14 protein-coding genes and 3 pseudogenes are annotated in these 21,610 nt (G+C 61.1%); 9 read left to right on the forward strand and 8 right to left on the reverse strand.

Translation table 11 applies throughout. The annotated features are described in order from the left end of the window. Positions 1-5: 5 nt before the first annotated feature. The 6 genes and pseudogenes from NKJ26_RS17140 to NKJ26_RS17165 all read right to left on the reverse strand — a co-directional run bounded on the left by NKJ26_RS17140 (position 6) and on the right by NKJ26_RS17165 (position 7,153). Positions 6-2,282 carry a hybrid sensor histidine kinase/response regulator gene (locus tag NKJ26_RS17140; RefSeq protein WP_352696265.1) on the reverse strand — a complete coding sequence of 759 codons (2,277 nt, stop codon included), beginning with the start codon at positions 2,280-2,282 and terminating at the stop codon, positions 6-8. Next, on the reverse strand, positions 2,279-2,983 hold the full coding sequence (locus tag NKJ26_RS17145; protein WP_352604937.1) for a chemotaxis protein CheW: 705 nt from the start codon (positions 2,981-2,983) through the stop codon (positions 2,279-2,281). Before NKJ26_RS17145 ends, NKJ26_RS17140 begins: the two co-directional genes overlap by 4 nt. Next, positions 2,983-4,221: a CheR family methyltransferase gene (locus NKJ26_RS17150; RefSeq protein ID WP_352604939.1), complete on the reverse strand. Its 1,239-nt coding sequence runs from the start codon at positions 4,219-4,221 to the stop codon at positions 2,983-2,985. The genes NKJ26_RS17145 and NKJ26_RS17150 overlap by 1 nt, the downstream gene beginning before the upstream one ends. Continuing rightward, positions 4,218-4,682 (reverse strand): chemotaxis protein CheW, encoded by a 465-nt coding sequence (locus tag NKJ26_RS17155; protein WP_352604941.1) that lies wholly within the window; start codon positions 4,680-4,682, stop codon positions 4,218-4,220. Before NKJ26_RS17155 ends, NKJ26_RS17150 begins: the two co-directional genes overlap by 4 nt. Before the next feature lie 23 nt (positions 4,683-4,705). Then, positions 4,706-6,343 carry a methyl-accepting chemotaxis protein gene (locus tag NKJ26_RS17160; protein ID WP_352696266.1) on the reverse strand — a complete coding sequence of 546 codons (1,638 nt, stop codon included), beginning with the start codon at positions 6,341-6,343 and terminating at the stop codon, positions 4,706-4,708. A gap of 347 nt (positions 6,344-6,690) precedes the next feature. Continuing rightward, a pseudogene (locus NKJ26_RS17165) lies at positions 6,691-7,153 on the reverse strand (Ros/MucR family transcriptional regulator). A gap of 368 nt (positions 7,154-7,521) precedes the next feature. Here NKJ26_RS17165 and NKJ26_RS17170 point away from each other — a divergent pair. From NKJ26_RS17170 to NKJ26_RS33585, 3 genes and pseudogenes are all read left to right on the forward strand, one after another. Next, the gene (locus tag NKJ26_RS17170) at positions 7,522-8,718 is read left to right on the forward strand and encodes a DUF932 domain-containing protein (protein WP_352604945.1); all 1,197 of its coding nucleotides are present in this window, start codon (positions 7,522-7,524) and stop codon (positions 8,716-8,718) included. Between the two features lie 282 nt (positions 8,719-9,000). Further along, positions 9,001-11,148, forward strand: coding sequence for a ParB/RepB/Spo0J family partition protein (locus tag NKJ26_RS17175; protein WP_352696267.1), 2,148 nt, complete (start codon positions 9,001-9,003; stop codon positions 11,146-11,148). 72 nt (positions 11,149-11,220) lie between these two features. Beyond that, positions 11,221-11,355, forward strand: a pseudogene (locus NKJ26_RS33585) (UCP036055 family protein); the annotation flags it as partial. A 49-nt stretch (positions 11,356-11,404) separates the two neighbouring features. Here NKJ26_RS33585 and NKJ26_RS17180 read toward each other — a convergent pair. Next, entirely contained in the window at positions 11,405-11,863 is a 459-nt protein-coding gene (locus NKJ26_RS17180) for a hypothetical protein (RefSeq protein WP_352604947.1), read from the reverse strand. A 118-nt stretch (positions 11,864-11,981) separates the two neighbouring features. On the opposite strand from NKJ26_RS17180, the gene NKJ26_RS17185 reads away from it, so the two are divergent. From NKJ26_RS17185 to NKJ26_RS17205, 5 genes and pseudogenes are all read left to right on the forward strand, one after another. Next, the gene (locus NKJ26_RS17185) at positions 11,982-12,731 is read left to right on the forward strand and encodes a hypothetical protein (RefSeq protein ID WP_352604949.1); all 750 of its coding nucleotides are present in this window, start codon (positions 11,982-11,984) and stop codon (positions 12,729-12,731) included. Positions 12,732-12,774: 43 nt separating this feature from the next. Then, on the forward strand, positions 12,775-13,008 hold the full coding sequence (locus NKJ26_RS17190) for a hypothetical protein (protein WP_352695787.1): 234 nt from the start codon (positions 12,775-12,777) through the stop codon (positions 13,006-13,008). 236 nt (positions 13,009-13,244) lie between these two features. Further along, entirely contained in the window at positions 13,245-13,700 is a 456-nt protein-coding gene (locus NKJ26_RS17195; RefSeq protein WP_352604951.1) for an SOS response-associated peptidase family protein, read from the forward strand. A 756-nt stretch (positions 13,701-14,456) separates the two neighbouring features. Next, positions 14,457-15,200, forward strand: a complete 744-nt coding sequence (locus NKJ26_RS17200; protein ID WP_352696268.1) for a thermonuclease family protein — start codon at positions 14,457-14,459, stop codon at positions 15,198-15,200. 240 nt (positions 15,201-15,440) lie between these two features. Next, a pseudogene (locus tag NKJ26_RS17205) lies at positions 15,441-15,542 on the forward strand (transposase); the annotation flags it as partial. Positions 15,543-15,581: 39 nt separating this feature from the next. Here the strand turns inward: NKJ26_RS17205 and NKJ26_RS17210 are convergent. After that, the gene (locus NKJ26_RS17210) at positions 15,582-16,775 is read right to left on the reverse strand and encodes a DUF1173 domain-containing protein (protein ID WP_352696271.1); all 1,194 of its coding nucleotides are present in this window, start codon (positions 16,773-16,775) and stop codon (positions 15,582-15,584) included. A 187-nt stretch (positions 16,776-16,962) separates the two neighbouring features. On the opposite strand from NKJ26_RS17210, the gene NKJ26_RS17215 reads away from it, so the two are divergent. Then, positions 16,963-21,447, forward strand: a complete 4,485-nt coding sequence (locus NKJ26_RS17215; protein WP_352696269.1) for a strawberry notch-like NTP hydrolase domain-containing protein — start codon at positions 16,963-16,965, stop codon at positions 21,445-21,447. The last annotated feature ends 163 nt before the right edge of the window (positions 21,448-21,610 follow it).

Genomic DNA, 21,610 nt, shown 5'->3' on the forward strand with positions numbered 1-21,610 from the left:
CTGTCTCATGTGGTCGCCTCGCCTATCAGGTCCACGACGGCATGAATCAGCGCCTCATCATGAAAGCTACCTTTGGTCAAATAGTAGTCCGCACCGGCATCAAGACCGCGGGTGCGATCTTCCTCCCGATCTTTATAGGAAACGATCATGATCGGCGTGTTTTTGAGTTGGGTGTCCTTCCGGATCAAACCCACCAGTTCGATACCGTCCATGCGAGGCATGTCGATGTCAGTGACTACAAGGTCGAAGGGACCACCAGATCGAACGGCGTTCCAACCATCCATACCATCGACGGCAACTTCGACATCGTAGCCGTAGTTGCCAAGCAGCTTGCGCTCGAGCTCTCGGACCGTAAGCGAATCGTCGATAACAAGCACGCGCTTGCGCCTCCGCGCTTCGGCGCTGGCTGCGGTGCGCCGAAGACTTCGTTGCGCGCCGGTTGAGGCAAGCTTCTCCACGGATTGGATCAAATCGTCGACGTCGAGGATCAGTACCGGCGATCCATCTTCCATCAGCGCCGCAGCGCTGACATCCTTGATCTTGGCAAAACGAGGATCGAGGGGACGGATCACCAACTCACGTTCGCCGAGGAAACGATCAACAACCAGGCCATATGCTTCGCCCTGATTTCCATTGAGCACGACGACTGACATATCGTCGCTATCCAACAGAGTGTCACTACGGTTTAGCACCTCACGTGCTGTAACCAGTCCGACCTGTCGGCCGTTGAAGCGGAAATGCGGATGCCCCTGTAGGAGTTCGATGTTCGCGCGATTCAACTTTATTGTCCTGGAAATCGCGGCGAGCGGGAACGCGTAGGGCTCTCCGCCGACGTCGACGAGCAGCGTGCGGAGCACTGACAAGGCCAGCGGCAGCTGCAATTGAAATCGCGTTCCGACGCCGAACTCCGACGAGACGCTAGCAATGCCCCGAACCACCTTCGTCATTGCCTGCACTGCATCAAGTCCAACGCCACGGCCAGAAATCTCCGTAACATCTGCCTTCATCGAAAAACCTGGCAGGAACAGAAATGCAAGTAGTTCTGACTCGCTCAGCGTTGCAACGGTTTGCCTCGTTGCAAGCTGCCGCACGAGGATGGTCTCGCGCAGTTTCTGTAGGTCGATTCCCCTTCCGTCGTCCGCAACGGTGATCTGCAGCAGGCCGGCATTGTGCCGTGCTTCCAGGCGTATAAGACCTTCTTCGGTTTTACCGGTCGCGAGACGTTCCTGGGGCGATTCTAGCCCGTGGTCGACAGCGTTGCGCAGGAGATGCCCCAGGGGTGCATCAAGCTGGTCAAGGATGTCACGGTCGATGCCGGTTGAGCCGCCGACGATCTCCAATCGCACTTTCTTGCCGAGCGCACGGCCGAGGTCACGAGCCATTCTCGCATAGTGCCGTATACCATCCTCAAAAGGGCGCATCCGGCTCGCCAATGTTTCGTCATATAGTCGATTAGCAAGGTCGGTGGCCTTTCGGTCTACTGAATCCAATTCATCCAGACGCTCAGCCAGGAAAACCTGACTCAGCCGAAGCTTTTGCTGCGCCTCAGCAAGCGCGTGGGCCAATCTCTCGTCTTTTGGTGGCAGCATCGAGCGAACATCATCGAACGCTGCTGCTAGGTCTGACTGAAGTCGTTTCAGCCGGAGCAACCGGTTGGTAAATGGCCTGAGGCGCCGAGACTCCATCCGGGACTCACCGGCCAGCCCGAGCAATCGGTTTAAGCTATCGGCCGTAACCCGAACCATTCGGTCAGAGCCGACGTTGCCCTCAGTCTGCGGTTCCGCCGGAACGAGCGGGCCTGCTGAAGACTTGCTTGCCAGCACTTCCTGGCCGTCATTCGGTGCTGTGAAATCAGCCGCAGGATTGACGTCCAGGGCAATGCCCTCAGCCAGCGGCACTTTCTTGAACGCCGCCAGGAAACTGGCAACGTCAGAATTTGCGCTGCCCTCCCTCGAGGTTGAGTCCGACGCTACTAACTTAAGGACGTCGATTCCGTGCAAAAGCGTATCGATATGCTCCCGACGCAGCCTGAGATGCCCACGTTGCGCGGCAACCAGACATTCTTCCATTGCATGCGCAACCTCGACAGCTGGCGCCAACTCGATGATACGTGCAGCTCCTTTCAGGGAATGCGCAGCTCGCATGCAGCCTTCCAATGCGTCGGCAGCGACGGGATCGCGTTCGAGCGTCAGTAGACCGGAAACCAGAGCCTGCGACTGTGACTCCAGTTCGGCCCGGAAGAGGTTCAGCATAGAAACCTGGCTGAAGTCCTCGTCGGTCATGCAATGCTCCGATCCAACATCGCGAGCAACTGACCTCCGTCGAGACACCCGACTGTTCGCCCCTGCCATGGAAGCACCGCAACGGTGACGGCCGAGACCGCGTTGCCGGCTGAGGTCGGCACAGCGAGAGTTTCATTTTCGCTGAAGCGATGTATCCCGTAGATTTCATCAACCATAAAAGCGACCCGCTTGTCGCGCTCGCCCACCACCACCAGGCGGCGAAAACTCTTGGCTTGTCTGCCGTGTTCTCCGCTCTGGACCTCGTCGATGCCAAGCAATTCAGCCAGTGACAGGCAAATAAGCAACTCGCCGCGGACGTTGGCGATGCCAAGCACTGCGCTGTTTCTGCGGTGTGGAAGCGAATGGATCGGGCGAGATTCAGCCACTTCGTGAAATATGGTAACTGGGAGTGCCAGCCATTCCTCGCCCAAACGAAACAGAATCGCTGTCCGAAATGCATCGGCTTCGGCTGCCGAACCGACCTCGCGGCCAGTATGTCTAAGCCATTCGTCGCCGTAAGCCGACGACACGGTACGGTCTAGTAGCCCTCGTGCAATCCTCCTGTAAGTGGGGCAATTGCGGCAATGGAGATGCTGCTCCAATTCGGGACAAGATTTGTCGCCCCGAATGCCGATCTGCCGCCAGCAGTCATCTATTTCAATCTGCTCCACCGGGCTCGCGAACGTTGTCGAGGCTGACATTAGGTGCCGCTCCTTTTTTGGATTCGATCCAACCGACCTGTCAGCGCCTCGGCGCCATTGAGGTCACCTTGCTTCCGAAGGAGTAGAGCAAGATGGGTAAGGGCCTGCTGGTGGTTTGGCGCGAGATAGAGCGCCTTCCGATAGTTCTGGACCGCTTCAGGAGCAGCCCCCTCTGCATCCTGAGCGAGACCCAGCAGGTAGAAAAGTTCCGCTGAGGGACCGAATTGCTTCAGATGCGCCCGAGCGACTTCCTGTGCCTCCTTAACCCGCCCCGCATTGGCAATCCGTTCGATCGTTTTGAGGCCCTCAGTGATCTGATCAAGCAACTGGGCCGTGGTTTGTAATTGCTCTTCTCTCCCCACTGGTGGAACAACCTGAGCCTTTGGCTTCGGCGCCGAAGGGGTTCGTGTTGGGCTGGAAAGTGGAACGGCCCGCATCCCAGCCTGAACCCGGTTCGACTTCAGGAAGGCAAACGCCATTGGCCACTCAACGGAAGCGAAGCCATGCAGCCTGGGAAGAGCCGACTCCGCCGGACCGACAAGCAGAAGTCCATCGCTGGCGAGGAGCCCTTTGAGGCAGACCAGCGCGCGATCCTGCCGCTCTCGGTCAAAATAGATTAGCAAATTGCGGCAGAGGAGAACGTCATAGACCATCGGCCCGAAGGAGGACGCCTGAGAGTCGAACAGGTTTCCGGCTCTGAATCGAACCTGTTTCAACACCGCAGTGTTAGGCTGGAGCCCTCCGTCAACCGCTTCGAAATAGCGATCTTTGAATTCGAGGGAACTGCCGCGAAAAGAATTTCGCCCGTAGACCGCGCGCTCGGCTATCGCGAGATTGCGGGTGCTGATGTCCACCGCATCTATTTTGAACTCTTGTGGGCCGAACCCAGCATCGAACATAGCCATGGCGACCGAATAGGGCTCTTCGCCTGTTGAACATGGCAGGCTTAAGATTCTTATGGGCTGGTTCGCGCGCTTGTGCACGCGTGCATGTCGGGACAAGACCGCGAACGCTTCCCGGTCGCGAAAGAACCAGGTCTCCGGGACCACGACTGCATTGATCAGTTCCTGGAGTTCTTGCGGTGAACCGTTCAAGAGCTCCCAATAGACTTCAGGCTCGGCTATCCGGCACGCAGTCATCCGCTCGCGAACCGCTTGACGAACGACCGTCGGGCCAACGCTGGCGCTGTCCAGCCCCATTGTCACCTTCAGAAGATTTTCCACCAAACCGGGCATCATTCAACCCGCGCAATCTGGCAAAGTAGTGCGGCTCGGATCTCTTCTGAAAGCAGGGCCTCGACGTTGACCCGCTGTGTGAGCCCTTCGTCGTCTGAGGCTACCGGACCCAGATACGGCGGAGTTGCGGGTTCCAATCCAAAGGGTGCGAAGTCGGAAGGGTCTCGCTCGAACGTGTCCGTTACTCGCTCTGCGACCAGAGCTAGCAGGCGCTGCCCACCATCCTGCGCCGAATAGCGCGTTACAACCGTTCGCGTGCTCAGCACCGGAACCGACGGACGGCCAAGCGCAAGGAGAGTGATATCGATCAGCGGGATGGGCGCGCCGCGATAATTGATAAGGCCGGCCACCCCAGTTGGCGCACCCGGCAGTTCTTTGGCAGCGATGTAGGGCAAGACTTCCTCGACTTGATTAACATCAAGCAGATAGCGATCATTTCCCATCTTGAAGGCGAGGAATAGCATTTTCACCTCCGGCCGGCAGTTCGCTAAGCTCTCAGCTTGAACCTAGCAATGCTGTTTCGCAGCCCGCCCGAAACTTGATTGAGTTCATCAATCGCGAGCGTTGATTGTTGAAGCGACTCGACTGTTTGCTGAGCGGCGTCGCTTAGCTGTGTCAAGGTATCGCTGATTTGCCCTGCGCCGGTCGCCTGGGCTTGCATGCCCTCATTGGCAACTTCGAAGCGTGGCACCAGGCCCTGCACCTGCTGAATGATCTCGAAAAGTTGCCCGCCAACCTGCTGAACCTCCTCCATGCCGCGACGGACTTGTTCGGAAAATTTGTCCATGCCCATAACGCCAGCCGCGACGGCCGACTGGATATCCTTGACCATCTGCTCAATGTCGTAAGTGGAAACGGCCGTCTGATCGGCAAGCCTTCGGATCTCGGTTGCCACCACTGCAAAACCCCGACCATATTGGCCCGCCTTCTCAGCCTCGATCGACGCATTGAGGGACAGGAGGTTTGTCTGGTCGGCCACCTTGGTGATCGTCGTGACCACCTGATTGATGCCGCCGGCCTTCTCGCTCAGGATTGCCAGTTTGGAATTGATCGCACTGGCGGCTTCCATGACCTGCTGCATGGTCGCTTCCATGCGAGTCAGTCCTGCTTGTCCGCCGCCGGCGACCGCTGCCGTCTGTTCGGCGACCGCCGAGACCTCATTCATTGTGCGGACGAGCTCGTTCGAGGTGGCGGAGATCTCTTTTGCCGTCGCACGGATTTCAGTGGTGGTCGCTGCGATTTCAGTTGCAGTCGCTTGTTGTTGCTTGGAGGTGGCGGCGATCCCGGTAATCGAAGTGTTGACCTGTATGCTGGATTTCTGAACTTGGCCGATAAGTGTGGCGAGATCGTCTGCCATTGCGTTGATCCCGTCGGCAAGCGTGCTGAACTCGTCCCGGCGGTCAAGATTGAGTCGACCGCTGAAGTCGCCTTGCCGCATCAACTGGACGACGTCAACCAGACGGTTGAGCGGCCTCGTAACGGCGCGGAACAGGAAATAGCCGCAGAGCAAGGCTAAGCCGAGGGCTACCAGCAAACCAGCGCTCAAAGCCAGTTCTGCCGTATTAACGATCGAACTGATCCGTTGTGTCGCACTGTTTGCTTCGCCTCTGTGGTCCGCGACCATGGCTTGCAGAGCAGACTGCAATTTCACAAAGATCGGCTCGACTGCGTCCTTAATGGCTGGGCGTTCATTCGGAATTTCACCCTTCGACATGGCTGCCCGGCTTGCATCCAAAACAGCGGTTTCCGCCTGACGAAATTGATTGGCGAGGTCTTTGACGATGGCGTAGTTCTGCTTGTCGACATCAGAGACGATGGTTCTTTCATAATCGTCCATCAATTGCTGCACGTCCGCGCGATTGGTCGCGATCGTGCCTTCAAGCGCGCGTTTGTCTGTCGGGCTGTCCTGAAGAGCATATTCTTGAAGCAGGCTATGGGCCGTCATCTGACCCATCATGATCTCGGTGCTGTGATAGAGATCCGGGAGGATGCCCTTTTCGACCTCTGTCGCCTCCTGCTGCGTCTGAAGAAACCAGACGTACGCGATCATACCTATCACGCACATCACCACCAGTATGGCAGCGAAGCTGATGAGTATGCGGTGACGTATTGTTAGTTTCATCATTGAAATGGTTCACCAATGGGGGCATCGTTGTCGGCGCGAGCGGCTCGTCCCGGCGTTTCGAAAAGACGCGTCGAAAAGCGTTAATCTGATGCTGAATGGTTTCTTTTCCGTTCAACCGGCGCCAACCACGTCGGCCAGTTGGTACAGAGTGGGTTATTGTAGCGCACTCGTCCCGGTCGAATTCCCCCAAGCTCGTAGTCGTGCGCATCGTGATAACGGCAATTCGCAACCCTTCTCCAGTAGGTTGAAGGTCTGCAATCTTAATTGCTGAGCCAGAAGCCGATCTTCCGCTTCCGGCCCCAAAGCTGCCAGGCGGGAACGCGACCAACCGACCCAGCAGGCTACAATCAGGCTGCGGCCTTCTTGCGGGGACGTTTCGCGGGCGTTGGCTTTTCGGGCTCCTTCGGCTTGCGGCCGAGGCCCAAGGTTTTAGCAAGGGCAGAACGCGCTGCGGCATAGTTCGGCGCGACCATGGGATAATCCGCCGGCGGGCCCCATTTGGCGCGATACTCATCCGGAGTCAGGCCATAGTGGGTCGACAGATGCCGCTTCAGCGACTTGAACTTCTTCCCGTGCTCCAGGCTGATGATGGTCGGGCGTCACTGACTTCTTGATCGGCACGGCAGGCTTGAGAACTTCAGGTCTTTCCGACACCACACCGCCGGTCGTGCCCTTCAGGGCGGCATGGATCTGTCCGATTACGGCGGGCAGTTCACCGACCGGCACCGGATTGTTTGAAATATAGGCTGAGACTACATCAGCCGTGAGTTCGATGAGGTCGTCCACATTGCTCTCGGTTTCTTCTGTCACGAAAAACTCCTGGCCGATCATACGATTCGCGTCGAACAGTCGTTTCATAGTGACGACCGCTTCCGATAGAACAAACCTACTGCATTTCTGTTTCGGCACTCGCGTGACACTGGTCGACGTGGCCGATCCGCTGCGGTGACGACCTTGTAGCGATTGCCGCATGCGGCTACACCAACAGCAGGACCATCGCTTCGGCGTCCGGCTTTGAAGCACGCGTTCAAATCGATGCGCTGACTTGGAATTCCTGCGGAGGTGCGGCCGCGGCGTTTGCCCATTTGCCGGACGGCAGAGGGAGAGGGTGGACGGCCCGCCGTGACGGGTCGAGGGCTGGAAGAGAGGCTTCCGGCACCCGTCGCGGAGAAGGTTCCATGACCCAATTGCAAGTTCTCGCGCCCGCGGTGAATCCACGGCGCGGCTACAAGGTGGATGTCAGCCGTGGGCAACGTGTCGGTCGCGTTTCTTCCGAGTGGTTCAATCGGCCGGCGGACGAGCGCTACCTTTCTCTCACCGATCTTCACAATTCGGTGAAGCGGCGGTCCGAACGCAGCAAGACCCGCATCGTCGAAAGTGAGCTGATCCGCGTCGAGGCCAGCCGCGAAGATCCGGAGCGCCTGAGATTAATGCTGCCCGATGCGCCTGCCCCTGTTGCCCCCACGCATTGGAGTTTTGGCCAACTCGCCAGCCTAGTCGGCGCACCGGCCACCTATCTGCGGCAGCTTCCAGCCCCGCTCGCGGCGATAAACCTTCAGCACGGTCTCCTCAACCACCGCGCCGAGCAGGTGAAGACGTTGGAAATCGAGAACGGACGCCTAGAGCTGCGAGCGGTAACAGGCACTGATTACGGCAGAATATTTGACTCAGAACTGGTCGACGCCGTGCAGAAGATAGCCGGCAACGGTACCGGCGACACGCGCTGGAAAGTGCCCGGCGTGCTCGACTGGTCAACGGGAATGTACAATCCGAATGTCGACATCTCCAGCGACACGACGACGCTCTATGCGTCTGATCGCGATATCTTCGTGTTCCTCGTCGATGATCTGAACCCGATCGAGGCGGGGCGGCTGCCGAATGGGGAACCGGATATCTATTTCCGCGGCTTCTATTGCTGGAATTCCGAAGTCGGAGCCCGCACGCTCGGCATCGCCAGCTTCTATCTGCGCGCGGTGTGTCAAAATCGAAATCTGTGGGGCGTCGAAGATTTCGAGGAAATCACCATCCGGCATTCCAAATACGCGGCCTCCCGTTTCGCCCTGGAAGCCGAGCCGGCGCTGATCCAGTTTGCCGATTCCTCGCCCATGCCGTTCGTCAACGGCATCAAGACGGCGCGGCAACGGATCGTTGCCAGAGACGACGAAGATCGCCACGGCTTCCTGCGCAAGCGGGGCTTCTCCAAGCCCGAGGCCGCAAAGATCGTCCATACTGTGCTGCTTGAGGAAGGCCGGCCGCCAGAATCGATTTTCGACTTCGTACAGGGCATCACGCGGGTCGCGCGCGACAAGTCGCATCAGAATGTTCGTCTGGAAATGGAGGGCAAAGCCAAGAAGCTTCTCGATTTCGCCGCCTGATCCTGGGGAGGCCGGCAGCGAAACCTCTCGTCGCTGGCCTCGCCTCCGGACCGTCTCATCAATTCCAGCGCGGTCCTCCGAAAAGAGGACGGCGCTTTTTCGTGGGAGAACCCGGTAACGCCAACACGCTGGAGGCCCCTCGGGCGGCTCGGTCGACCGTCAAGATCCGCGAGCCGGGGCCGGGTCGGCGTGAGGCTTGGAGGCAGAGGGGGGAGGGGAGGGTTGCGGACGGGCTTGGAGGTTCGGGGAGAGGCCCCGGCCGCCCGTCATGGAGAACTGACCATGGCAAAGAACGCCATTCAGAAAATCGCGATGAACGCCGCCGAGAACATTGCCTATGACAAGCTAACGCTGTCGCAGAAGAATGTTAGGCGCATCAAGGACGGGGTGTCGATCGAGCAACTGGCCGAAGACATTGGTCGGCGGAATCTGATCCAGAGCCTGAACGTCCGTCCCGTGCTCGACGGCGAGGGCGAGGAGACCGGCACGTTCGAAGTGCCCGCCGGCGGCCGGCGTTACCTGGCGCTAGGCGTCCTCATCAAGCAAAAGCGCCTGGCGAAGAACGAGCCGATCCCCTGCATCGTCAACCGCGGGCAGGAGACCTCGGCCGAAGAGGACTCGCTTGCCGAGAATCTGCGCCGCGCCGACCTGCACCCGATCGACCAGTTTCGGGCCTTCAAGGCCCTCAGCGATCAAGGCCTCGATCCGGAGGAGATCGGCGCCCGCTTCTTCGTATCGCCTGCTACTGTAAGGCAACGCCTGCGGCTGGCATCGGTCTCGCCAATGCTGCTCGACCTTTACGAGAAGGACGAAATCCGGCTCGACCAAATCATGGCGTTTTCGATCTCGGACGATCACACGCGCCAGGAGCAGGTATGGGAGCGGATTTGCAGATCGCACATGCAGGAACCCTATTACATCAGGCGCCTGCTGACGGAGACCACGGTGCGGGCCGACGATCGCCGGGCCGTCTATGTCGGCGCTGGGGCCTATGAGGCTGCCGGCGGTGTCATCCTTCGCGACCTGTTCGAGCAGGATTCCGGCGGCTGGTTCCAGGATGCCGCACTTCTTGAGCAGCTTGCCTTCGACAGGCTGAAGATGGATGCCGAGGCGGTGCGCGCCGAAGGCTGGAAGTGGGTCGAGGCGGCGATCAGCTTTCCCTATGGCCACACCTCCGGCATGCGGCGCATCTACGCCGAGGCGCAGGAACTGAGCGCGGAGGAGATCGAACGCTACGACGCGCTGAAGGCCGAATACGACAAGCTGGATGCGGACTATGCCCAGGCCGAGAATGTCGACGAAGCAATCGAGGCGAAGCTCGACCAGCTGGGTGCCGAGCTCGATGCGATCGATGATCGTCCTCAAAGCTACGATCCCGCCCATAAGGCCATTGCCGGGGTGTTCGTTACGCTTGCCGCGGACGGCAAGCTCCAGGTCGAGGGCGGTTTCGTGCGGTCCGAGGACGAGCCGCGGACCGAAACCGGCGGCATCGATGAAGGGGAGGAAGGGGGCGCTGACGGCGGAACCCGATCCAATGGCGACGACGTTGGCGACGGTGTTGTCGTCAACGGCAAGCCGGTGAACGACAGCGCTAGTGACGACGGCGAGGACGATGGCATCAAGCCACTGCCCGATAGGCTCGTCTTCGACCTGACCGCGCAGCGGACGCTGGCACTGCGCAACGCGCTCGCCGGTGACGTTGACATCGCCATCGTCGCCGCACTCCATGCCTTCGTCCTGCAGGTCTTCTATCGCTTCGCCCCGAACACGTGCCTGGAGATCAGCATGAAGAGCGGCAGTTTCAGCCAGGTCGACGGTCTTGCCGAAACATCTTGGGCCAAGGAGATCGCCGAGCGGCACGAAGCCTGGGATCTCGATTTGCCCGATGAAGCGGATGGCCTGTGGGACTTCCTTCTCGGCCTCGACGAGGCAAGCCGCAAGGCGCTGTTCGCGCACTGCGTCTCGCTGACCCTCAATGCGGTGGTCGAACCCTGGAACAGGCGACCGAAGGCGCTCGAGCATGCAGAAGTGCTTGGCCGCTCGCTCCAGTTCGACATGGTCGACGCCGGCTGGACGCCCACGGTCGAGTTCCTCGGGAGGCTCACCAAGGCGCGGATTCTACAGGCTGTCCGTGAAGCTCGCGGCGCAGACTCCGCGCAGCTGATCGAACACATGAAGAAGGACATCATGGCCCGTGAAGCCGCCCGTCTTCTCGAAGGATCGAACTGGCTGCCCGAGCCGCTGCGCCTTGATGTTGATGAAGTGACTACCGATGCTGGCACGGTCGCCGGCGACATGTCGGACGAGGCAGCTCTCGACGGCGACACCGCCGAGCTCCCGGCCTTCCTCGCTGATCATGCGGATTCGTCCTCCGAAGAGCCGGCGACCCTCGACGGCGACGAGGCGGACCACCTCCAGGCCGCCGAATAATCGGCCTCACGCTCGCACCGGGCCCGGCATTCCCGCCGGGCCCATTTTCGTTTTCCACATGGAGAAATCCGTATGTCCGCACATATCGTGTACGAATCCGCGCCTTTGGGGAGCGTTATCCGGTACAGCGACGGCGCCGCGAAACCGCCGTCGCGCTTCACCAAGAAACTCGCCGCATGGAAGAGCCGCAACGGCGTCGGTCGCCTGGCCGACTGGCTCCACTATGTGATCGACAGTCACCGAACTAAACTTCGGGTCAGGGCCTGCCGCGCGGCATGTATCCGGCATTGCGTAAAGCGCCGATGAAGAGGCTCGCCGGGCCGGCGATACTCGTCCTGGCCTGCATCGGCAACGGCAGAGTGTTCCAGTCCGCCAAAGGAGCGATAAAGGTGGAGAAAGTCCCATTGACCATGCAATGGCTGATCACCGAGCCCTGCTTGTCCAGCGCCAGGATGCCTGTCTGATTGCTCGGATATCGGATGGCGGCGATCCGTTGCATTCCCAAGTCGCCGTCGATGCGCAAATCGAAAAGCAGGACGCCGTGGCTTCTGTTTGCGATTTCTGCGACTTTTTCGGTGAAACCAACAGGAAGCGCACGAACGCTTTCGACCGACATCCCGAAAACAAGCGTGTCCAGCTCATGCGCCGCCATGCCAAGATCTGCTCGCAAGAAGATCAGGATTGCAATCGATGCAGTCGGTTTGTGCACAATCATTGGATGTTGCGGCCACTTTCGGGTTGGGGCGGCATATTCCTGTGCCCTCAAAAACGGCCTTGACTCCGATGTTCTCATTTTGTTCACTGCTGGCAATGACAGCCACAGGAGGCGTAAAATGCCACTTCGCCTGGTGATCGAGAAAACGACGTTCGAAGAACTGGCACGCGGGGTAGCCGCTGCGGAGGCGGTTTTTGAAGCGTCCGGAATTTCCTACGAGGAGGCCGCAAACGGCATGCTCGCGGTTGCACTCTGGGATATGAAGGGTTTTCCCAAAGACGCGGAACCAACTGAGGATCAGAATGCGGCGGCCACTGTCTGGTTCAAGGCCGAGCGGGCCGCGTGCGAAGCATGCTGTGCTGGATGGCCCGCGGAAAAGGTCGCCCGAGCCCATAGGGTTTTGGGGATCGGTCCTGTCGAGCCGAAGGTGAAAACGGTTAATCTGGCGACTTGGCCGGATAGACAGCGGCGCTACAGGGAGATTGTTGAACGGCTCGAAACGGCCACTGGTCCTGACCGGCAACTCGACATCGACATCTGCTATGTCATGGGTTGGGTCAATGAGCCCGGGACGCCGCAAGAAGCAGCCAGATTGGGTCTGCCATATCTCACCGGCAATTTGGCTGAGGTGGCCGAAATCACCCAGAAATCGCTTCAGGGGTGGAGGATCGAGATTGACCAGGATCCTTGCGACGCCCGCATAATTGAGCCGGAGCATGAAGACGGTGACGATGATATGAGTGTGGCCGCGTGGTGCTGTACCGATGGCTATCTGCATATGGAAAAGCCGCCGGCCAACACGGCGATTGCCTTGGCACTGGCGGCGATGCGCCTTCAGGCTGATAGCTTTATGCCGCAGGCATGGTGAGACGAAGCCGGGGCATTCCGACACCGTCGGCCCTGATCGAGACATGCCGCACCAAGTAGCGCTGCCCGGCGACCTTTGCACTGACCGCAATTACACGCTGATCAGGCGCTTTGTTGGCGAGCGTGGCCCGTCATGTAGGACCAGGGTAGTGATTGCGGTTTGGGAAGATGAAAAGCAGGAACAATGGCGGCTGCACTGCTTCGCCGATCCTGCGGCCGCCGCAGCCTTCCTTGACCATTTCGGCGGTATCATGTTCGATCCCAAGCGAGACAGATAGAACGGGCGCGCTCGCGGTATCTGGCGTCGCTAGGGTTGCCTATGAGCGAATTCTGGATCTCGGCCGGCTCAGCGTCCCGGAAGCCTTGCGGAATTGACGGTCGAGCATGTGCAGGCGCTACACACGATATCTGCCATGGTCCGAAATCCACCGGCTCTACCGCCTGGCTGCGCCGGCAGATATCGGCCGCAACGATGCGCCACGCTACAAATGCGTCGACCGATGAAGTGCCATTCGTGACCGCTGACGACGACGGGAATCACAAAGTCCGCTCGGGCCGCTGGTGTCTGGTGCCATTTTGGGCGAAAGAGATACCCAAGGCCGCGATGTTCAACGCCCGCATCGAAGGCGCCGACATGACGCCAGCGTTCCGGGATCCCTTCAAGTCGAAGCGCTGCCTGATTCCGGCCGACGGCGGCAAGGATCCGTGGCACATCTTCCAGCCAGGTCGCGCGCCATTTCGTTCGCCGGCTGTGGGCCTGCATTTCGAATCTCGATATCACAAGCTGCACGATCATCACGCAGCCGTCGGCGGGCCGGTCAACCAGATCCATGATGGGCAACCGCTCATGCTCGACCCGGTCTATTACGACGCCTGGCTTGATCAGAAGGCGCCAGGCGGCGACCGGAGGACGATCCTCGTCACGACATTGACGGGCATCTGGAGGTCTGTCGCGTTGGACGCAAGGTGAACGCGGCCGTCCTCAACAAGCAGCCCAAGATCACGCGGGGCTAATCGAGCCGATCAAACTGCATGAGCGACGAAATCAGGTTCTCGCTCCCGGAACACGCCACGCCTCCCGGCGTACAGCATCATGCTTGGGAGCATGCCGGCTGTGCCAAAAGATGCTGGCAGGGGCTTCGGGAGCCAAGCAGGCACCCCACTGGCTTGCACCTCAGGCAGACGGCGAGCATTACCATAGCGGGGGGCTGAACATGACCCGTCATGACATTTGCCAGCGAGCTCGAAGGCGCGGCCAGTCAGATGCCGATATGTCTCGGGCTGATCTTCAGATGCTACTCAGGAGGGCGTACCAAGGTGCTACCTAAGAATGCCTTCCGATTACATTAGCAAAGGCGTATATTCTTTGCCAGCCGGCGCCCTGTAGCCCCTAGTCCCCCCTAGCTATCTCCGCCCGGTTAGGCCCGGTGGCCTTGATCCCAAACGGACAGGCCTACCGGGCCGCTCCAGGGTTTCGTCTATCCAGCAAGCGAGGAAGCGGGCCGCGCAGTGACCTCGCGCAGGTTCTCGCGCTTAGCCAGGACCGGCTCTTCAAAAGTTACTTCAAGGTACTCCACCTTGGACCGTTGTCTGGACTCCGACCAGCGTTTGGGCGCATTCTCCCCCCGGGGAGAAGGGCTTGGACAGATCACGGCATGACAACGGTTCCGACCAGTGGCGCAACCGCACTTGCGCCAAGGGCGCGCGCGCCCGACGATGGGCGAGCGTGCCGCTGCGGCTGATCCTCGTGACCGTCGCCGCGGCCGGCGCGCTGGCCGCTCAAACGGCCATGCAGAACAGCGACAGCCTGCCCGAGCTCGATCTGTCGAACTTGATCGGGCCGAAGCCGGAACCGATCGTTGGCGCCGCCTCCGTCATCGACGGTGACACGATCGAGATCCACGGGCAGCGCATCCGCTTCAACGGCATCGACGCGCCGGAGAGCAAGCAATACTGCGATAACGCCAAGGGCTTCGAATATCCCTGCGGCCGGCGATCGGCCGAAGCGCTAGATGCGTTCCTGACCGCCTCGCGGCCGGTGCAGTGCACGTTCGTCACTTGGGATCGCTATCACCGCATTGTCGGTGACTGCCGGCGCGCCGACGGGGCCAGCGTGGCTGCATGGATGGTCCAGCACGGCCAGGCGCTCGATTGGCCACGCTACAGCCACGGCGCCTACGCGGAACAGCAGGCGAAGGCCAAAACGGCAAAGGTCGGCATGTGGGTTGGGTCGTATCAGGCGCCTTGGGACTGGCGCGCGGCACACGCTGACGGCGTGGCGCCGTCGAGCCAGCCGCTCGGCATCATCAACCGCAAGCTGGTCGCCCAGAGCGGCTATTCGTGCGAGCCGCGGCGGTACTGCTCTCAAATGGGCTCGTGCGATGAGGCTCAATGGTATCTACACAATTGCACTTGGGGCAGGAAGCTAGACCGCGACAGCGACGGTATTGCATGCGAAACACTTTGCTGAGGAGCGACAGCTATGAAGGCGAGGCCATAATTTGCTGTAGCTATGGCTTTGTGCCTGCCCTTTCAATTGGTTGCACTACTCCAGTCGGCAGCAGGTGAACCCAGTCATTTCCTGCAAGTTTGAGCACCTTCCGCTTGCTCCTAACGTTCCGCGTCGGCATGGGAACCAACGATAACACTATACAGGTCGGGCCAGCCCGACCGTGTGGCGCCTTCCTCGGACAGCGGCTACTTCTGTGGTCTTGTCGCGCTAGAAGAAGACAATAAGCGCCTCAAGAACTTGCTTGCTGACAGTCCGCGCAAGGAAAATGCCGAGCTCAAGAAGAAGCTGGGTCTTGCGTAAGACATACTGAGGCTTGTTCGAAATTTCGCTCGACGGCGCTCAAAGCGGTAGCGGCGGCATATCGCCTTCGCCGACCCGCCACACCCAGGAGCGGATCTGCGGTCGCGCGGCGGTCATTTCGTCGAGCGACGCTTCGAACGTGTCCTCCGCTCCGGCAGGAACCACAAAGAGAGCGATCGGCTCCGCCTTGTTCTGAAGCAATGCGTTAGCAATCGGCTGGTCGGGTTGCAGGTCATAGCGCAATCCCTTGACACTCTTCTCGCGTAGACGGGCAAGCGCGTCGACGAGCCTTTTCTCCGGGACCGTCTCGTAGGGAATCCAGTTCTCGGACACCACCATCAACGCGATCTCCTCGACAATGGCGAGGCCGGCCGGATTCAGTCCGAACGTCGCGATCGTCATGAGACGTGAGCTGGAATCCGCTCCCCACAGCGACAATTCTTTCTCGAAACGAGCCTGCAAGCGGCGGTGCAATGCATCGTCGATCATGAAGGGAAAGCCGGGCAAATGTTTGATGACAAGTTTCTGACCGGATCGGGCAGGAACGATCTCTTTCACCTCGCCGACCAGAACCAGTAGCTTTCGTGGGCCGGATTTCGGCGGGAGCGCCATGCCGAGAGCCGCATTGCGACGATGTTCGATCGCTTGCCTGTTCTCGGCCCGAAACGGCTCGGGCACGGAAAGCATATCCGCAAGCGGTCCGCCCCTCACCGTCATTTGCCCGGCAGCCTCGAGCAGATGCCAGCGGACATTCCACCAATGTCGCTTGCCAGCCCATCGGGATGTCCAGACCGTCAATTCGGCCGCGTGCCAGAGATAATGAAGGAGGCCACGCAGCGACATCCTCCTGGGATCGGCGGTTGCGCTGGCGGAACTTTGCCCCGCAGGCACGGATGCTGCCCGGCTCCCTGTCTTCGACAGGCTGAAGTCCAATTTGAGGGCCGCCATGCCGCTTTGCGGATCGAGCTGTATCGCGCTGCCCATCAGCGCGCCCAGCCCGGACAGTTCGTGAGGTGATTCATAGGAATCGCAGGACGGATCATGCCCGCCGCCGCTGAGCGGCATGCGCTTGATCAGATGAAGGTCGCCGATGCGGGCGATGTACATCGGGCAGCCCGGCTCGCGGCACAGGCATAGCGGACGCTCGGTGCGAGCATAGGCGTTCGCCAGCGCCGCCTGCAGGTCAGGCGCTCCCTCCTCGTAGACCGCACTGCCAATTCTGAACCGTCGCATCACCTCCGCAGCTCCAGGTCGCCGCCGCATCCCTGTCCGGACATTCAAGTCATGGCTTTGTGCAGAGCGCAACCCCTTTGGTGCGTCGGCGCCAGAGGCAGAGGGGAGCCGGGAGGAGTGCGGCCCGGCTGGCGCGGAGAGAGTGCCGGCGCGGGTGCCACTCCCCCCTCTCGCGAAGGACATCTCCATGAACATTGTTTCGACCACCTCAACCGTCGCACGTACGGCCGCTTCCCTCGCCGCGCCGGCACAGGACGCTATCGACACCGCCCAGGCGATCCATCAGGCGGCAATGCTGCTTTTGCCTTTCCTCGAACAGGGCGAGCCTGTCACCACCGCCGCGCTGCGCACCGCCATGACGACAAGTTTTGGCGGCAGCGATGCGCAAGGGTTCTGGGTCTGGAAGGACGCCTATGAGGCGCTCGAAGTCGCCCAGGTGCTGTTTCTGCGCCGGTTCGGCCCTGCGATTCTGTCCCGGTCCACCACGCCGCAGGCAACGCTGGCGATGATGAAGCGCATCGCCGAACTTCTTCCCACTCATACGCGGCGGTCCGACGAGAGCCAGGCCATGCAGCAGCTCTCGACGCCCTTGCCGCTGGCCTTCGTCACAGCACAAGCCGCGGCGATCGCGTCTTGCGATCTCGTTCTCGAACCCTCGGCCGGCACCGGTCTGCTCGCCGTCCATGCCGAGATGGCGCGCGCCTTGATCGCTCTCAACGAGCTTGCAGCGACGCGAGCCGATCTCCTCGGCCTTCTGTTCCCGCGCGTTCCCGTCTCGCGGCACGACGCCGCCCATATCGACGATCATCTCGACGCGGCCATGGAGCCGTCCGTCGTGCTGATGAATCCACCCTTCAGCGTCGGCGCCTATGTCGACGGCCATGTCGTCGATGCCGCATGGCGGCACCTCTCTTCCGCATTCGCGCGCCTGCGTCCGGGCGGACGCCTCGTTGCCGTCACCGGCTCCGGGCTTTCTCCCGAAAACTCCAAATGGCGGCCGGCCTTCGAACGGTTGCAGCAGCAGGGCACCATCGTCTTCACCGCGGCGATCGACGGCCGTGTCTACGCCCGCCATGGCACCACCACTGAGACCCGCCTGACAATTATCGACAAGGTACCGGCCACCGACCCGACCGGCTTCGTCCGGTCGCCCGGCAAGGCCACGGATGTCGAAACGCTGCTCTCCTGGATCACGGATCTGCCGCCCCGGACACCGGGCGGCTTTCCGGATTCGCTCGGGGCATTGTCCAGCGGCATGCTGCGCATTGCCGCCATGCACATGGGCGCCCGATCGGGGGCGAGAGCTAAACCCCTTGCTGTTGCAACGGCTGCTCCGAAGGCCGTCCGCCCGATTGCGCGGGCGAAGTCCGCCCGCCAGGTCATGGCAAACAGCACGCCGGCTGTCCCCCTCGCCTATGAACTGCGCGACTGGATGCCAGAAGAGGGCTGCCGGCTCACCGACACGATCTACGAGCCCTACGCGCTCCAGTCGATCGACATTCCCCGCGCAAAACCGCATCCGACGCCGCTCGTGCAGTCGGCCGCAATGGCGGCCGTCGCGCCGCCGAAGCCTTCATATCGACCGCTTCTTCCTGATGCGATCATCGACGAGGGCCTGCTGTCGGACGCCCAGCTCGAAAGCGTCATCTATGCCGGCGAGGCTCATTGCGGCCATCTCATCGGAGCCTGGACGGTTGACGAGACCTGCGATGTCGTCTCGGCCGCGCCAGAAGATGCTGCGAACGCTGTCCGCTTCCGCCGTGGATGGTTTTTGGGTGACGGGACCGGCTGCGGCAAGGGACGGCAAGTCGCCGGCATCATCCTCGACAACTGGCTGCAGGGCCGCCGCCGTGCGATCTGGATTTCCAAGTCGGACAAATTGCTTGAAGACGCCCAGCGCGATTGGGCTGCACTTGGACAGGAAAAATTTCTCGTCCAGCCGCTCTCACGTTATCGGCAGGGCACGCCGATCCGCCTTGCAGAGGGCATCCTTTTCACGACCTACGCAACCCTGCGCTCGCAGGAACGGGAAGGCAAGAAATCCCGGATCGCCCAAATCCTCAACTGGGTCGGACAAGACGCGAGGGGGGACGAAGGCCCGACGGGGCCCAAAAAATCTTTCGATGGCGTCATCGTCTTCGACGAGGCCCACGCCATGGCCAATGCCGCTGGCGGCAAAAGCGAGCGTGGCGACGTCTCCCCGTCGCAGCAGGGCAGGGCGGGACTGCGGCTGCAGCACGCGCTGCCCGACGCCCGCGTTGTCTACGTCTCCGCGACCGGTGCGACCGCCGTCGAGAACCTCGCCTATGCCCAGCGTCTCGGCATTTGGGGCAGCGAGGACTTTCCATTCGCCAACCGCGCCGAATTCGTCGCCGCGATCGAGGATGGCGGTGTCGCGGCCATGGAAGTGCTCGCCCGCGATCTCAAATCGCTCGGCCTCTATACGGCGCGTTCGCTCTCCTATGACGGGGTCGAATACGCCCTGCTCGAGCACGCGCTGACCGAGGAGCAGATCCGCATCTACAACGCCTATGCGGACGCCTTCCAGGTCATCCACAACAACCTGACCGCCGCACTCGAGGCCACCAATATCACCGGTGAGTCCGGCACACTGAACCGCAACGCAAAATCGGCGGCGCGCTCAGCCTTTGAAACTACCAAGCAACGTCTTTTCTCACATTTGATCACCTCGATGATGACGCCGACGCTGATCGGCGCGATCAAGCGGGACCTCGCCGACGGTCATGCGGCAGTTGTGCAGATCGTCTCGACCGGCGAAGCGCTGATGGAACGGCGGCTTGCCGAGATCCCAACCGAGGAATGGTCGGACCTGCATGTCGACGTGACGCCGCGCGAGTATGTCGGCGGGTACTTGATGCACTCCTTCCCGACGCAGTTGTTCGAGGAATACTCGGACGCCGATGGCAATGTCTATTCGCGGCCCGTTCACGACGAAGATGGCAACCCGGTCCAGTGCCGCGAGGCGGTTCGCCGGCGCGACGAGATGGTCGAGCGGCTTGCATCGCTGCCGCCGGTCGGCAGTGCCCTTGACCAGATCATCCATCACTTTGGCACCGACACGGTTGCCGAGGTGACTGGCCGCGCGCGCCGCATCGTCAAGAAGACCGGCCGCGACAATATCGACCGGCTTGCCGTCGAGAACCGCCCGGGCTCGGCCAACCTCGCCGAGACCCAGAGTTTTATGGATGACGACAAGCGCGTACTGATCTTCTCCGACGCCGGCGGCACCGGCCGCTCCTATCACGCCGATCTCGGGGTCAGGAACCAGAGGCTGCGCAAGCACTATCTGCTCGAGGCCGGCTGGCGCGCCGACAACGCCATCCAGGGTCTCGGACGGAGCCACCGCACAAATCAGAAGCAACCGCCGTTGTTCCGGCCCATGGCCGCCAACGTCAAAGCCGGCAAGCGCTTCCTGTCGACGATCGCACGACGGCTCGACACGCTGGGCGCGATCACGCGCGGCCAGCGCCAGACCGGCGGGGCAGGGCTGTTCCGTGCCGAGGACAATCTCGAAAGCCCCTATGCCCGTGCGGCCCTTCGCCAGTTCTATCATCTGCTGCACCAGGGCAAGATCGAGGGCTGCTCGCTGTCGACCTTCGAGACCGTGACTGGGCTGTCGCTGACGACCGACGAGGGCGGGTTGCGCGACGAGCTGCCGCCGATCACGACCTGGCTCAATCGCCTGCTGGCGCTGCGCATCGAGACCCAGAACCTGCTGTTCGAAGTGTTCGAGCAACTGATGACGGCGAAGGTCGAGGGCGCGATCGCCGCCGGCAATTACGACAAGGGCCTCGAGACCATCACGGCGGAGAGCATCGTCGTCACTGATCGCCGCACCGTCTACGCGCACCCGGTCTCGGGCGCGCAGTCGCATGTGCTGACCGTCGCGCGCAAGGACCGGGTCCGGCCGCTCGGGCTCATTGATGCGCTGGCCATTGCCCGTGCGGAGCCGCTATCGACCCTGCTGGTGAACACGCGATCGAACCGCGCGGCCATACAGCTTCCGACCGCCAGCCTGATGCTCGACGACGGCGCGATAGAGCATCGCGTGCGCCTGCTGCGGCCGGCAGACGAGCTGCGCTTCGGTCTCGACGCCCTTGCCGAGACCCACTGGCAGCCCGCCGACCGAAAACTGTTCTGCGACCTCTGGCAGGCAGAAGTCGCCGCCGTCCCCGAGTTCACCACCAGCACCTTTCACATTGTGGCGGGTCTGCTGTTGCCGATCTGGCGTCGGCTGCCGGATCATGATTGCCAGGTCTACCGGATCCAGACCGATGCCGGCGAACGCATCATCGGGCGTCACATCGCGCCGACCCTTGTCGCGACCATGTTGCGCAATCTGGGGCTCGACAATGTCCCGCCGCTCGCGCCGGAGGACGCCTGGGCCGGACTCCTCGACGGACGGATTGGATTGCAACTCGCCGATGGCCTGATCCTGCGCCGCAGTCGGGTCATGAACGACTACCGTGTCGAATTGATCGGCTTCACTGACGCTTTTGTTCCGCGGCTGAAGGCGCTAGGCCTGATCTCCGAGATCACCTCGTGGAAACTGCGGCTGTTCATCCCGACGAGCGAGCAAGGGCCGTCCATCCTCGCTGCGCTCCTCGACCGCCACACACTGGTCGGCGTCACCGACCGCGCGGCGGAGTGAGGGGAGGCGGTCATGTCCGGCTCGGCATCCGAGCTGGCACCCCCCCCCCCCGCCAAAAAACGCGCGCCCGGGCCCCCAATAAAAAAAAAAACAGCAAACAGAGAGGCAATAAAAGGTGTGTATAAAAAAACAACGAGACCCCCCAGATTAAAGGGGTTTTAAA

Source organism: Mesorhizobium sp. M0152, from assembly GCF_040322415.1.
Lineage (GTDB): Bacteria > Pseudomonadota > Alphaproteobacteria > Rhizobiales > Rhizobiaceae > Mesorhizobium.